This window comes from Pseudomonas sp. FP1154 (genome assembly GCF_030687245.1).
GTDB lineage: Bacteria > Pseudomonadota > Gammaproteobacteria > Pseudomonadales > Pseudomonadaceae > Aquipseudomonas > Aquipseudomonas rhizophila.
Genome location: NZ_CP117465.1, coordinates 138987 through 152724, shown reverse-complemented (window position 1 = coordinate 152724; position 13738 = coordinate 138987). Strand labels below are relative to the sequence as shown.

General features: G+C 60.3%; 11 protein-coding genes and 2 rRNA genes. 1 reads left to right on the top strand and 12 read right to left on the bottom strand.

Annotated features, from left to right (window positions below):
* The first annotated feature begins 12 nt into the window (after positions 1-12).
* Positions 13-891 carry a LysR family transcriptional regulator gene (locus PSH91_RS00725; RefSeq protein WP_305467011.1) on the top strand — a complete coding sequence of 293 codons (879 nt, stop codon included), beginning with the start codon at positions 13-15 and terminating at the stop codon, positions 889-891.
* A gap of 8 nt (positions 892-899) precedes the next feature.
* On the opposite strand, the gene PSH91_RS00720 is transcribed toward PSH91_RS00725, so the two are convergent.
* The 12 genes from PSH91_RS00720 to rrf (PSH91_RS00665) all read right to left on the bottom strand — a co-directional run bounded on the left by PSH91_RS00720 (position 900) and on the right by rrf (PSH91_RS00665) (position 13660).
* Positions 900-1631: a hypothetical protein gene (locus PSH91_RS00720; RefSeq protein ID WP_160891510.1), complete on the bottom strand. Its 732-nt coding sequence runs from the start codon at positions 1629-1631 to the stop codon at positions 900-902.
* A gap of 69 nt (positions 1632-1700) precedes the next feature.
* On the bottom strand, positions 1701-3014 hold the full coding sequence (locus PSH91_RS00715) for an MFS transporter (protein ID WP_076383115.1): 1314 nt from the start codon (positions 3012-3014) through the stop codon (positions 1701-1703).
* Positions 3015-3053: 39 nt separating this feature from the next.
* On the bottom strand, positions 3054-3227 hold the full coding sequence (locus PSH91_RS00710; protein ID WP_171061296.1) for a hypothetical protein: 174 nt from the start codon (positions 3225-3227) through the stop codon (positions 3054-3056).
* A gap of 134 nt (positions 3228-3361) precedes the next feature.
* Positions 3362-3922, bottom strand: a complete 561-nt coding sequence (locus tag PSH91_RS00705; RefSeq protein ID WP_305467008.1) for a YbhB/YbcL family Raf kinase inhibitor-like protein — start codon at positions 3920-3922, stop codon at positions 3362-3364.
* Between the two features lie 343 nt (positions 3923-4265).
* Positions 4266-4769: a poly-beta-1,6-N-acetyl-D-glucosamine biosynthesis protein PgaD gene (gene pgaD / locus PSH91_RS00700; RefSeq protein WP_047230322.1), complete on the bottom strand. Its 504-nt coding sequence runs from the start codon at positions 4767-4769 to the stop codon at positions 4266-4268.
* Positions 4766-6121, bottom strand: a complete 1356-nt coding sequence (pgaC, locus tag PSH91_RS00695) for a poly-beta-1,6-N-acetyl-D-glucosamine synthase (RefSeq protein ID WP_076383117.1) — start codon at positions 6119-6121, stop codon at positions 4766-4768. The genes pgaD and pgaC overlap by 4 nt, the downstream gene beginning before the upstream one ends.
* A gap of 1 nt (position 6122) precedes the next feature.
* Positions 6123-8120: a poly-beta-1,6-N-acetyl-D-glucosamine N-deacetylase PgaB gene (gene pgaB, locus PSH91_RS00690; protein WP_047230324.1), complete on the bottom strand. Its 1998-nt coding sequence runs from the start codon at positions 8118-8120 to the stop codon at positions 6123-6125.
* Positions 8121-8132: 12 nt separating this feature from the next.
* A complete protein-coding gene (pgaA, locus tag PSH91_RS00685; protein WP_305467005.1) occupies positions 8133-10613 on the bottom strand; it encodes a poly-beta-1,6 N-acetyl-D-glucosamine export porin PgaA in 2481 nt (826 codons plus the stop codon).
* A 229-nt stretch (positions 10614-10842) separates the two neighbouring features.
* Complete coding sequence (locus PSH91_RS00680; protein WP_047230326.1) at positions 10843-12348, bottom strand: YdgA family protein; 1506 nt, start codon at positions 12346-12348, stop codon at positions 10843-10845.
* A gap of 155 nt (positions 12349-12503) precedes the next feature.
* Positions 12504-13139 carry a hypothetical protein gene (locus PSH91_RS00675; protein ID WP_047230327.1) on the bottom strand — a complete coding sequence of 212 codons (636 nt, stop codon included), beginning with the start codon at positions 13137-13139 and terminating at the stop codon, positions 12504-12506.
* A 182-nt stretch (positions 13140-13321) separates the two neighbouring features.
* Positions 13322-13437, bottom strand: a 5S ribosomal RNA gene (gene rrf, locus PSH91_RS00670).
* Between the two features lie 107 nt (positions 13438-13544).
* Positions 13545-13660 (bottom strand): 5S ribosomal RNA (rrf, locus tag PSH91_RS00665).
* Positions 13661-13738 lie beyond the last annotated feature (78 nt).

Below are 13738 nucleotides of genomic sequence, written 5' to 3'. Positions count from 1 at the left end.
GGCCAAATCCCGATGGATCTATTCGACGCCATGCAGATGTTCGTGCGAGTGGTAGAGCGCGGTTCGTTCTCGGCGGTCGCCCGGGAGCTGAACCTGGGTCAACCAGCGGTCAGCAAGCAGATCCGCGCGCTGGAACAACACCTTGGCGGTGCGTTGTTTGCCCGCAGCACTCGCCATCTTGCGCTGACCGACCAAGGACAGCGTTTCTATATCCACAGCAAGGAAATACTCGCCAGCCTCGACACGGCCCGGCTCAGTTTCACCCGTGGCCAGGAGCAGATCGCCGGCCCTTTGCGTGTGGCCGCCCCGGTGAGTTTCGGGCGGCTGTGCATTGCGCCCTTGATGAGGGAGTTTTTGGCGCGCCATCCACAGGTTCAAATCGACCTGAAACTGAACGACCAAAATGAAGATGTGCTGAAAGAAAACGTCGACGTCGCCATTCGTATCGGCGTGGTGAAAAACGAAGGGCTGGTCGCGGTTTCCCTCGGCGATAGTCCGCGCCGGGTGTATGCCGCTCCCGCCTACCTGCAACAACACGGCACCCCGCTGGAGCCGGCGGATCTTGCCCGCCACAATTGCTTGGGCTTCACGCTGCTGGAGCATTACGACGTTTGGCGTTTCGACCAGCAGGACAAACAGCACCGAGTGACGATCAAGGGCAATGTCACCAGCAACAGCAGCGAGGCAATTCGCGAGATGGTTCTTAGCGGGCTGGGCATTTCGCTTTCACCGCAGTGGTTATTCGCCGCGGATGTTCGCCAGGGAACCGTGTCCAGCCTGCTGGAGGCTTATCAACCCGTAGCGCTGCCCATCAGCGCCGTGTTCAGCCAAGACCGGCGCCGCTCGGCAAGAACTCGCGCCTTTGTGGATTTTCTGCGCGAGCGTCTTTGAGCAGCCGGTTATGCGTAACGAACCTGACTGATATCAATCGCCACCAGCAATTCCCCCTCCACCGCCTGATCGTCCGCATCCCGCCGATACGCCCGGCGCTTGCTGGGCATGCACAGCCCATCGGCCTTGATGTAGTCCTCCACATACTGGGCCGCCGGCAGGCCACCGCTCACGTCCACGGTGTAATCATGCCGGCGCAGCAGATAGTCATCGCCAAAGTAGAAGTCCTGGACCGGGCAGTGAGTGGCGAGGGTGTCCGGGAAGTTCACCCGCAAGCGGCGCCAGACCTGGCCACCTTCCTTCCAGGGTTCCAGCTCCTGGCTGGTGACACCCGGAAAAGTAAACAGGAACGGCATGGTCAGGTAGGACCAGAGCGCATATCCATTGAAGTAGGCACGGTGAAGCGGATCCCACGCAGTGGTTTGCTCGTGCTTGAAGAACGAAGCCCTGGGGTCCGAACGCTCAGCGATCACTTTGCCCTCGGTGGTTTCGATGGCGATGCGATCAGGCGTGAAGGCGGTGCGCTGGTTCAGCGCACCGAACGGCATGACCGAGGCGCGCTGTTCATGCAGCCAGACAGTCATCTGCCGTGGAGCATTGTCTTGCGTTAACCCCTTCATGGCCCACAACGAACCGCCGGTCACAAGAGTGACCTGGACAGTGTTGAAAGTGTTCCAGCGCTCGAGACCGCCGTGGGCAATCAGGACTTGTTCCAGCAGGTCGTGCTTGTGCGCCTTCATGATGGCCGTCCTCCTCGAGTTGGAAACGGGGTCATTCATGAGTGTAGTCGTGCAGCTGGGGCAGAGTCCTTACGATTCACAGGCCAACGAGGCCTGCGCGGTCTTCGAATGCCGGGCGGGAAAATACGCCGCCGCAGCCACACCCACCGCGCCCATCACCACGCAATACCCCACGCACACCCATGGGCTCCACGGCACCAGTGCGATCAGCACCAAAGGCGTCACGCTGGCCCACAAGGCATAGGCAATGTTGTAGGTGAACGAGATGCCGGACACGCGGATTTTCGGCGGAAACAGGCTGACCATCACCGATGGCACCGCACCGACCACGCCGCAACCCAGGCCCGCCACAGCGTAGGCCAGGCCCAGCCAGGCGCCGCCGCTGATCAGGCTGGCGTAGAGCACGGCGATGCCCATCGGCAACAGCAGGCTGTAGAGCATGACAGTGCGCCAGGCGCCGATGCGGTCGACGATGAGGCCGGCCAGAACGCAGCCGATGTTCAGGAAGACGATGCCCAGGCTGCTCAAAGCGAACGTGTGACTAGGGGTCATGCCGAAACTTTTTTGCATCACGGTCGGGGTGATGACCACGAACACCACCACGGCGGACGTCAGCACGCAGGTGAGAATGGCGGCGGGCAACAAGGCGTGGCGATGGTCCCGCAGCACGGTGCGTAGCGGCAGTTCCGTCGCGCCCTCGCGCTTGGCTTGCAGGGCCATGAAGATCGGCGTTTCGCTCAGCCAGCGGCGCAGCCAGACGCCGATTACACCGAAGACCCCACCCAGCAGGAACGGCAAGCGCCAGGCGTAATCGAGAATTTCTGCTGCAGTGAATATCTGCGCCAGCGCCGTGGCGGTCAGGGCGCCCAGCAAATAGCCGAAGGTCAGACCAGCCTGGAGGAAACCCAGCGCGTAGCCGCGATGCTGCAGCGGTGCATGTTCGGCCACGAACACCCAGGCGCTCGGCACTTCGCCGCCCACCGCCGCGCCTTGCAGGATGCGCAGCGCCAGCAGCAGCAACGGGGCGAAATAGCCGATTTGCGCGTAGGTCGGCATCACGCCGATAAGCAGGCAGGGCAAGGCCATCATCAGGATGCTCAGGCTGAACACCCGCTTGCGCCCCAGGCGATCGGCGAAGTGCGCCATGAGGATGCCGCCCAGGGGTCGTGCCAGGTAGCCGGTGGCGAAAATCCCGAAACTTTGCAACAGGCGTAGCCATTCGGGCATTTGCGGCGGGAAGAACAGTTGGCTGAGCACCAGGGCGAAGAAGACGAAGATGATGAAGTCGTAGATTTCCAGCGCGCCACCCAGGGCGGCGAGGCCCAGGGTTTTGTAGTCGGATCGGCTGAATCGGGCGTCTGGCAGATGAGTTGTGGCAGTCATGGGCAGATTTAAACAAGAAAAGTTTTTGAGAAGGACGGTTCAGGCGTCTTGGCCGTCGTCCATGGGCTGTGCCGGTGGTTGGTCTGGCTCAGCGTCTTCGGCCTCTTCAGCAGGCAGGAAATCCTTGCGGCTCTGGGCGATGGCCCGGCGTATTTCGTCGCCTTTGGTGGGGCAGTTCTTGAGGCGGGCGATGCCGTCGGGTTTCTGCGTCATCGCCATCCTCCGGTATGAATGAACAGGGGCTCGATAGTGCTCGCTTTTGGCGCGTGATGCCAATTTTGTGGTTGAGGGTTGCTGCCCGACCCAGCGGGAGCAAGCTCCCTGGCCACAGGGAGCTGTTGCTTGGGTTAGCGGTGGTAGCGACGCACTACGCTACTGTTGCGCAAGACGTGACCGTTGATTCCTTCCATCAGTTGAGGGCGTGTGAGGCCGGCTGGCAGGGCGTGCGGGGGCAGGTCGAGCGCGTATATCTGGATCAGGTAATGATGAGCGCTGTCGCCGATAGGTGGGCAAGGGCCAATGTAGCCGCGGGTGTTTTTGCTGTTGGTGCCACTTATGCCTTCAAGGGCGGACTGGGTGCCCATGCCCGTCGGGATTTGCCGCGTGCTCGCCTTGATGCCGTAATGAACCCAGTGGTCGACTCCCTGGCCTTTCTGGCCGTCCGGGTCGTGCATGACAATGGCGTAGCTGAGGGTGCCAGGCGGGCCAGCTGTCCAGCTCAAGGCCGGGGAAATGTTCTTACCGCCGCAGTTGCTGGCGTCACTGGCGGCCGCCGCGGTGAACAGCCGGTTATCCGACACACCTGGCATGCTGAGGGTGAAACGTTCCTGAGCCTGGGCCGCCCCTTGTGCGCACAGCACGAGGGCGATGACCGCCAGCCAGGGAGTAAGGGAAGTCGATCGAGTCATACCGGGCACCTTATGCAGATCAGGCCATGGACGGCCTGCGAACTATAGCCGCAGCGCCTGCCAGGTTTCAGTGACAATTACGATGAACTTCGAATCCGCCACATCGATCTGCGTTGACCGTGATTCGCGACATCACCCATCCCCCTGTGGGAGCGAGCCTGCTCGCGATGGCGATGGTTCAGTTGGCATCCATGTTGACTGAAATACCGCTATCGCGAGCAGGCTCGCTCCCACATTTTGATTTGTGCTGACCGTACTCTGTGGGAGCGAACGCGGCGTTTTGAAGGAAATCTCCGAGGAACTGGAAAGCAACAAGATCAACAATCACAGCCTGCGGCAGCGCTTACACCGAGTGATCGACCGGCAGGTGAATCACCCGGGGCCTTTCCAGTGGTGCCAGTGGCGGCGGTTGCAGTTCCGGGCTCAGCAGATGGAAATGCGCCACGACGTGGCTGATATCACCGTCCTGGTTGTTATGGATGATCTTGGAGCCGGGCCGGCGCAACGTGTCCAGACGCGCGTCGGTCAATTTGAAGCTTTCGCTCAAGCTTTGATCGTCCACCACCGGCGCTGGCAGCCGACGCTGGGCGAAGCTGCGGCTTTTGCGCTGCTGATAGCGCGCCCAGGTAATCAGGATCACCGCATTGACCAAGGCGATCCAGCCATATATCTGCAACGTCCCGAGCGTGTCCATGAGCGAGCCACCGAGGCGCGGGCCTGCCTGGCTGTCAAACAGGGGCCAGAGCCCATTGACCAACAGATACAACAGCCCCAGCCACGCCAGCACGGTAAAGAGCGCATCGATGACCACCAGAAAAGGTCTTTGTCGGGTCCTGATAATTTTCATCGGATCACTTCCTCTTCTTCGTCATCGAACGGTTTGATGCCGCGATCCGGGCTGACCCAGCGCGCGCGTTTCTGATGCTGCCCGAACAGCACTTTCGGGAAACTCACCAAGGTGGTGAACAGACTGATCAGCCAGAACACCAATGGGTACCACACCACCCAGAACATGATGTGCCACAAACCTTTTTCGTAGCGGCGATCGATCAGGATGCTCACCGCGAACTGCATCAGGCACACCACCGCCAACAGCAACCCGGTGAAGGCCGGTGGCATGAGGTGATCGACCGCGATGGCCGCTGGCATTTCGACGAATTTACCGGCGCCCCAGAAGATCACCGACAGCAGGAACGTGAACGCCCAACCGGTGGACAGGCAATATTCGAACAGCAGCGGCCACAGGTAGCGGTGGCGGTATTGCCAGATGCCGCGGATGTTCTTGAACAGCACTTCGGCCCCGCCCTGGGCCCAGCGCAGGCGCTGCCGCCACAGGCCGCGCAGGGTTTCGGGCATGAGGATCCAGCACAGGGCACGGGGTTCGTAGAAGATGCTCCAGTGGTCCAGTTGCAGCTTCCAGCTGATGTCGATGTCTTCGGTGATCATGTCCGGGCTCCAGTAGCCGACCCGGTGCAGGGCCGTACGACGGAAGGCGACGATCACACCGGAGACGGTGAAGATCCGCCCGAAGACGCGCTGGGTACGCTTGATCAAGCCAATGATCGAGGAGAACTCGCCAACCTGCACCCGGCCGATCAAAGTCGAACGAGTACGGATACGCGGATTACCGGTCACTGCACCGAGGCGGGCATTGTCCAGCATCGGTGCCACCAGGTAGGCGCAAGTGTTGGGTGCCAACAGCGCATCACCGTCGATGCACACCAGGTATTCACTGCGCGCCGCGATGGCGCCCATGCGCAGGGCCACGGCCTTGCCCTGGTTTTCCGCCAGATGCAGCACGCGCAGGCGCGGGTCATCAGCCGCCAGTTGGTCGAGCACTTGGGCGGTGTTGTCTTTCGAGCCGTCGTTGATGGCGATGACCTCGATGTTCGGGTAATGCTGGCCCAGCGCGGCGTGTATGGTATCGGCGACGTTGTCGCCCTCGTTGAAGCACGGAATCAGAATGCTGATCAGCGGTTCCCCGGCCAGCGGTGGCGGCAGGGTGTCGTCCTTCCACGGCCAGTGACGCTCCCAGTGCAGCCAGAAATACAGGCCGCCGGCTATCCACAGCCCGGACATGAACAGCGGGTAAAAGAACACGAAGTCCATCAGGAATTGCCCGGTGACCAGGAAGATCAGGCCCAGGGGCACCCCAAGGACGATCGCCAGCACCAGCAGGGCGAGCAGTCTGTCGAGCATGTCAAGGATTCCACTTGTTGGAGAGCGCCGGCCGCACGGTTTTCACAGCGGGCTGGTCTTCGATGAAGTTGTCCGGGTAGTAGCCGAAACTGGTCACGCCTGAACGCTTGAGGCGTCCCATCCATTCGGCCAATTGTTCGCCGTCGATGTCGCTGACCGGTTTGCTGTGCCAGTCACGGGCCTGCAATTCGAACACCGTGCGCTTGAGCGCACCGGGGCGGGCCTTGACGGTCTCCACCAGGCGCTCAAGCCAGGGACCGGATTGCTCGCGGGTCTGCTTTTCCATCAACGGCATGGCCATCGGGGCCGTCCAGTTGTAGGCGCCAAGAAAGTCGTCCAGGTTCTGGGCGAACCAGGCTTCGCTTTCGGGATTGAGCATCGGTTCGGCGAAAATATTGCGCGCTGTCAGCACCTGCGGGCCACGAATCGCGCGGACCTTGGCAGTGAGCTCGTGGGTGAAGTCGATCAGGTAGCGGCTCTTGAAACGAGTCCAGCGCTGCATCGCCGCCGGGTCGTCCCGCAGGGCGGCGATGGACGTCGGCAGGCCGTTGGCGGCATAGACTTTCAGGGCAGCGGGGCCGGCGTCCTCGAAGTCAGAAAACACGGCGTCGTCGTGGTACAGAACGCCGTCCACCGAACTCATCCGCGCCAGGTCTTCGTAGATTTCGCCGATGACCCGCCGCACGCTCGGATCGAAGGGCGACAAACGTACGTACTGATCCGGGTCCACACCCGTGCGACCGGTTTCCGGGTCCCAACGTTGTACGCGGGGCAGTTTCGAATCCAGGCCAAAACTGAGCACTGGCATCCAGGCGAAGACCTTGGCGTTGGCCCGGGTTTTCAGTTGCCACGCAACCCGATCGAACAGATCGGCCCGTACCGGCAGATGACGGTTGGGAAAGTACAGCGAATGCACCAGACCATCACCTTTCGGATCGGCAAAGGCTTGCAGGAAAACGGTGTTGGCGCCCAGGTCGTAGATGCGCTGGATCAGCTTGCCGACATTGGCTTCCTGCTGCACAGGATCCGGGTCATAGACGTAATCCAGGTCGACATGGACCACCCGCAGGGGGTCCATGGTCTGCACGCCGACGACGCTCTCGGCGAAGTGCGCACCATCCGGATCGGAGGCCACCAGAAAACGCGGGCCACTCATCAGGTTATTGAGGCTGTCCAGACCATCTTCCAGAGTCAGGGCCATTTGGTAGCCTTCGCTGCCAATCACCTGCAAGGCGGTGCCATCGGCGGCACCGTAGGGCCAGACCCACACGCGCGGACTGTAGCCGGTGACCTTGCGGATCTTCTCGGAAATGGCCACCACGTCCTTGCGCTGGCGAGCCTGGAAATCAGCTTCGCTTTCATAGCGACCGGTGGCGGGATCGTAGCGCCGGGTCGTCGCCGCCGGTTGCAGGTTGCCTTGCGGGTTGGCCAGTACCCCTTTGTGATTGGCGTCGGTGTGGGCGGCGATTTCCACCAGGCCCGATTTCGAGACCTCGCGAATTTGCTCCCAGGTCAAAAACTCGGAGCGCTTGCGCGGCACTCCAGCGAAGTCCACCGGCTGGTTCGACGGCGTGTCGATCCAACTACCGACCGGGGCCAATAGCGCCGGCCAGTTATAGGCGCGCAGGATCGGCATGACGCGGGTGTAAAAGCTTGAGTAACCGTCGTCAAAACTCAACAACACCGCCCGCGGCGGCAGTTCCGGGCCACCGTTGCGAGCGGTGATGATCTGGTCCACGGTTACCGGCTGGTAGTTGTTTTCCCGCAGCCAAGCCAATTGCTCGATCAGGCGCTCGGTACGCACGGCCACGAGCGCCTGGTCGGGGTCGCGGTCTTCCACGTCGTGATAGGCGATGCCGAGCACATGGTTTTTCGGCCATGGGGCGTCGTTGGCCGCCAGCGGGCGCTGTGAGGGCGCTGTGAACGCCGGGGCTTGCTGGGCACAAGCGCTGATCAGCAAGACCCCCAGCAGAAGGATGAATCGCGAAATGACAGGCATCTTCAAACTCTTCTAGAAGCGGTAGGTGAGGTCGACAAGCAGGCGCAGATCGCTTTCGCGGTCGCCGTCATAGGGGCGGTTGAGCCAACTCAGTGCGGCACCTGCCTCAAGCACGTCGTTCCAGATAAAACGCTGGCCGTAGCTGAGCAGGCCCATGGCACCGGTGCTGTGGTCGCGCTGGCTGTAGGTACCGGCGCCGGCCTGGAACTGCTGGCTCCACGTCGTTTCGTAGCGGCGGTACAACACATGATTGGCGCTGACGGTCGGCATGACGCTCAGATCTGACTTGGGGTTGAAGTAGGGGACTTCGTCAGAGCCGCTGTTGCGACTGGCACCCACTTCCAGGCCCAGCTCCACTTGCAGCCGCGGAGCGCTGTAAATGCCTTCGCGACCGGTGAGCAGGGTTTCGAGACGGTTGTTACCGTCACTGAAATGCGATGGGCTGACCGCCAGTTGCCACTCCCGGCTTTCATGGGCACGCCAGCGAACAAAACCACTGCCGCCGTTGGCGCGGATACCGCTGTTGAGCGCCCGCAGCGGGGTGGCGGCCGAGAGGTAATCCAGGCTGCCACCGTACTGCCAGTGATCGTTGATGTCCCGGGCCACGGCCAGGCGCGCCCCCTGCTTGTCACCGGAGCCGTAAGAGTGGTTGGAGACTTCCGCTTCCAGCGTCATGTCACGGGTGCGGCGCTCCACACCCAGACGCTGCCAGCGATGGTGGCCGGTGCCTTCTTCGAAATCGCCGGTGGCGTAACCGACGCCACCGAATAGCCGCCAGTCTTCATTGATGGGTGGGCTGTAGAGCAGCGTTTCAATGCCGAAGTCGCGACTACCGGTGACTGCACCGGCATCGCCGCTGCCGCCGCCATAACTCTTGCCGGTGTAGGCTTCGATACGCAGTTCGGCCATGTCGTGCACTTCGCGCTGGCGTTGCAGGCGTTTGACGTGGGCGTTCTCCGGGTACCGGGCGACCACGTCATCGGTCAGCGCGTCCATCTGCCGCCACTCCTGCAGATCCATGGCGGCGCGGGCCTGGGCGACTTCCAGCTCACGGTTACGCGGGGTCGTGGTCTCGACTTCCTTGAGCAGGCTTTCAGAACGTCGCGGCCATTGCCGGGCCTGGTACAGATCAGCCTGGGCCAGTCGCAACCCGATGTTGCCGGGGCCTTGATTGACCAAGGTCGCCAGACGCGTCTCGGCGGTGGGCAGGTCGGCGCCATATGTGCCGGCCTGAGCGGCGAGTTGTTGTGCGTCCATCCATTCGTCATTGGGGTTGCCGATGGGCAGCCCCTTGAGCTCGACGCGTGGTTGCTGGGATTTGGCCAAGTCTTCAGCCAGGGCACGGGCCTCTTCGGATTTTTCACTTTCCAGCAGTGCGTAGTAGAGCGCGGTGCTGTCTTCGAAGCGGTCCGCCGGATCGGCGTCAGGTGCCGTCAGTACCCGGCGGTACAGGTCGACGGCAATCTCCGGTTCACGCTGCTCCAGATAGGAGGACGCCACCCAGCGCAAGGCATAAGTGGGAATGGCAACCCCTTCAGCGAGCAGCCTTTGGTATTCAGCAATCACTTCAGCTCGTCGAGCACGCGCGTTCAGGGCGCCGATACGGTCGATGCGCCAGCGCAGTACATCGTCATGAGCCTCGGCCACCGGAGTCCAGGTGGCGAGCAGCTTGTCGTAATCGGCCAAGGCGCGGTCTGCGATAACGAAGCGATCCTTCTCGCTGCGGCTCGCCATGTCCGCCAGGCGCACCCGTTCAGCCGCAACATCGCCCTCCAGTCGCCGCTGCACGCCCTGATCGATCAACCCGGGTTGCAGACGAGCCAGGCGCAAGGCCGGCTCAGGCAAGCGGGCACGTTGCAGCGCAATGATGTATTCGCGGGCGACCTCGAGATTGTTGCCGGCGCGAGTAAAGGCCTGGTCGTATTCGAACAGCGCCTCGTGTGGACTGTTGGCACGGGTCAGGGCATATCCCAAGGCCAGTCGACGCGTCGGGTCCTCAGGTTTGGCTGCGACCATAGTCCTGGCACGACTGACTGCTTCGTCGGGTTTACCGGCGTCGGCCTGGGTTAAGGCCAGACCCAGTTGCAGATGGGGATTCTGAGGTTCGACGATTAAAGCCTGGCGATAGAGCGCGGTGGCCGAGTCCCAACGCTTGAGATTGCGATAGGCACGTGCCGTTGCAGTCAGCGCCGCAACGGGCAGGTCGCGATAGCGGCCTTGGGCTTCATAGACTTTCACCACCTCGACATCAAAACCGGCCCAGCTGGCAATCTGCAGATGGTCACTGATTTGCGCGGTGCTGGCCTGATCGGCCGGGACCTGGCGCAAGGCGGTCAATGCAGGCGTGTAATGGCCGGCGCGAGCGTCATGCACCATCTGGTCATAGGCGGTATCGGCAAACGCCAGCACCGGCCAGCACAATTGGCTGCACAGCGCGAGGCGAAACAACGGGCGCAAACCACATTGAATAAAGGGACCCACAGTACGCGGCATTCGTCAGCATCCTTACATGGCCAGCCGGGTCGCAGTGCCCCCTTGCCCATCAAACAGGAAGCCGGATCAAAGGAATCCAGCCAAGCTCTAATGGACCTAGTTTTGCACTCTGGAGCGGGTCGTTTTCCAAAACGCCATAATTCTTCAGAATCGATGCAGATTTTCGCGGGCAAAAAAAACCGGCCTGTGCGCAATGCACAGGCCGGGCTTTGGATGTTGCTCCAGTCGATTACTGGATGGTTACGCCGCCACCCAACTTGTTCATCACAAACGCGGTGAATTGTTCGACTGTCATCTTCTGACCGTTGAAATCAACTTGATTGTTGGCGTAGTGCAGCTTGGTGACCACATCGTTACCTTCAAGCGTTGCCAGCTCTGTGCCCACCGCCATCGCGCTGAACATATCGCTGGTGGCAGTGGCCTGATCGGCGATCAACTTGGCGTCAGTCTGGCCTTCCATTTGCGCCTGCACGGTCAACAGATCAACCAGCATCGGCTTGGAGACTTTCAAATTGAAATCCAGCAAGGCGAGCAACTGACGACCCAGTTGATCGGGCGGCAGGTCCATGGATTGCGGCTTGGTAAGGTCGATGACCAGCGTCGCGCGGCTTTCGCCATTGGCTGTAGTGAACGACAGATTTTCCAGTGCCACTTGCGGGCCGCCGGCCAGGAGTTTTTCCAGGTCGGCCTTGACCTGCGCCTCCTCAGCCTCGCTCAGCACCAGCTCCGGCGCTGGCTCACCGGCTGCTGCCGCTTCAGCCGCCGCCTGCTCGTAGGGTTGCAGCTTGGTTTGATAGACCTGCATGAGCGACATTGTGGCCGGGATGTCCAGGTTCTTCAGGCTGACCGCCATCTGCGCAGAACCGATAGCCTTATCGTTGAAGGACAACTCACCGACCTTGTAATCAGCACGCCCCGATGCGCTGGTGCCATTTTCGGTGCTGTTGTTCTTCATCTCGAAGTTCTTCAGGCCCAAGACCGACTTCTGCTCCCCAAAAGTAGTCTTGCTGTTGCTGAGCATCAGAACGTTATCACCCATGTAATAACCATAAGTGCTCTTGCTCAGGTTGCTGGCGAGCGTCAGGCCGTTGAGCTCGACTTGCACCGGCGTCTGGTCTTCAGCAACAGTGGTCAGCTTGAAGCTGTCCATATAACCGTCAGCCTTGATTTTCTCTGCCTGGGCGCTGGAGGCCAGGTCGATCTTCAGGCCAGAGAAACTGAGCTGGGACTGTTCATCCAGCTTGGTGTCCAGGGGCAGCAACTCGAACGTGCCGTGGGTCGACTGGTCGTAGCCCAGGTTGACCACACCTTTGAGCGGCGACTTGTCCTTGGCAGCGACGAACCATTTCTCGGTCAACGGCGTGCGTTCAAGTTCGGTGTGGCTGGTAGCCATGACCGGCAACCATTTGAGCGTCATCAGGCGCGAGAACGGCAGCGGGCCATGTTCGATGTTGTCGACGAACAGCAATTCAACCGGTTCATCACCAAACATCTCGCCTTCACCTTTGAGGCGATAATGGGCGGTGCTGCTGAAAGTCCCACGGTCCAATGACACCAGCTCGATCGAAGCCGTGCCATTTGACCCGGCCAGGGCCGTTTGCATTTGCTTGTTGCTGTCGGCAATGGCGGTTTGCAGCACTCCTTCGAGTTTCGTTCCGGTGTACCAGGCGCCACCCGCGCTGATTGCACCGACGACCACAACGATTCCCAGAAGTACGCTTGCTGATTTATTCATGAGTGATCCGATCAATATCCATGGTTGAAAAAGCCGTCGTCTTCCCTGACACCGCTAAGGGTGTGGCTCGACGCCGCGAAGTGGAGGGAGATTACCATCAGGCATGCCAGCGGGCCCAATGTTTAAAGGGGGGAAGCGTTTTCTTGAGAGAGGGTCTACGAATATTGAACTTCAATCTCATCGAGTTGATGGTCGAACGTCTTCAGCCGTGCCGTCCAGGTGTACACCAACACTTCGAAATCACGATTGATCACCGTCGCGCCCGATGAGTCCGCGCGAGGATCGCAGAAGTCCAGTTGATAGCGCTCCCGCGCCATAGCGTTAGCGACGTCGCAGAGCTCACGAGCGTTGTTCAGCCAATGCCAGTCGTCTTCGGCGACCTGTTTGTCCAATGCCGCACATTGGGTCTTCAAGGCCTCGAGACTTTTTTCCAATGGAGTACCGGTGAGTTCACCCATGACTTCCTGAAATGTGCGGCCAGGCTGCCAGTAACTGCCCCAGAAGTAACGATCGAAGACCGTTTCGACCCGGCGTAATGCAACCTTGGTATCCCAGATCAGCACCAGAGTCTTACCCTGCTCAAGATGCTTTTTTTTGATGCGTTGCCCTTGGAGCGATGCCCAGGCCACGATTGCGATGGATATCACACCGATCAGCGCAGCCGCGCTATCGAGGAAGATCAGTGCTTTGTCGATCTGGTGAGTCAGCATGACGCCATAGAAATAAGTGGCCGAAAGCAACACCAACGCTGCGAGGGCGCACCAGAAGCCAGGAGCATAAGGGTTTTTCATTATTGGAATCCCCATGACCAGTGACGTCGCGGGCCATTTTTCAGATGCCCCGACTATCACAGCATAGCAATGGCCACAGGGTTTGCCGTGTGTGGACAGCAATCATGAGGGGCGATCCGATTACCGGCCCAAAACGACAGAACCCCTGTCTGCATCAGCAGACAGGGGTTCTGGGAATTCAATCTTGACGATGACCTACTCTCACATGGGGAAACCCCACACTACCATCGGCGATGCATCGTTTCACTGCTGAGTTCGGGATGGGATCAGGTGGTTCCAATGCTCTATGGTCGTCAAGAAATTCTGTGACCGGCCCGTTCAACAGTAACGTGCCAGCGAAAATCGATAACTTCTACTAAAACAAAACCCCTACCTGCGTCAGCAGATAGGGGTTTCGGAATTTAATCTTGACGATGACCTACTCTCACATGGGGAAACCCCACACTACCATCGGCGATGCATCGTTTCACTGCTGAGTTCGGGATGGGATCAGGTGGTTCCAATGCTCTATGGTCGTCAAGAAATTCGGTAGCCAGCGCGTGCCTTGCGGTCACGTTCCAGCAAATGGGTATGCGATAGCTTTGTGTGTTGTGCGAACT

Excerpts from the sequence above, each read along its gene's own strand:
- PSH91_RS00725 (WP_305467011.1), top strand. The coding sequence starts at position 13 with ATGGATCTATTCGACGCCATGCAGATGTTCGTGCGAGTGGTAGAGCGC.
- PSH91_RS00720 (WP_160891510.1), bottom strand. The coding sequence starts at position 1,631 with ATGAAGGCGCACAAGCACGACCTGCTGGAACAAGTCCTGATTGCCCAC.
- PSH91_RS00715 (WP_076383115.1), bottom strand. The coding sequence starts at position 3,014 with ATGACTGCCACAACTCATCTGCCAGACGCCCGATTCAGCCGATCCGAC.
- PSH91_RS00710 (WP_171061296.1), bottom strand. The coding sequence starts at position 3,227 with ATGACGCAGAAACCCGACGGCATCGCCCGCCTCAAGAACTGCCCCACC.
- PSH91_RS00705 (WP_305467008.1), bottom strand. The coding sequence starts at position 3,922 with ATGACTCGATCGACTTCCCTTACTCCCTGGCTGGCGGTCATCGCCCTC.
- pgaD (WP_047230322.1), bottom strand. The coding sequence starts at position 4,769 with ATGAAAATTATCAGGACCCGACAAAGACCTTTTCTGGTGGTCATCGAT.
- pgaC (WP_076383117.1), bottom strand. The coding sequence starts at position 6,121 with ATGCTCGACAGACTGCTCGCCCTGCTGGTGCTGGCGATCGTCCTTGGG.
- pgaB (WP_047230324.1), bottom strand. The coding sequence starts at position 8,120 with ATGCCTGTCATTTCGCGATTCATCCTTCTGCTGGGGGTCTTGCTGATC.
- pgaA (WP_305467005.1), bottom strand. The coding sequence starts at position 10,613 with ATGCCGCGTACTGTGGGTCCCTTTATTCAATGTGGTTTGCGCCCGTTG.
- PSH91_RS00680 (WP_047230326.1), bottom strand. The coding sequence starts at position 12,348 with ATGAATAAATCAGCAAGCGTACTTCTGGGAATCGTTGTGGTCGTCGGT.
- PSH91_RS00675 (WP_047230327.1), bottom strand. The coding sequence starts at position 13,139 with ATGAAAAACCCTTATGCTCCTGGCTTCTGGTGCGCCCTCGCAGCGTTG.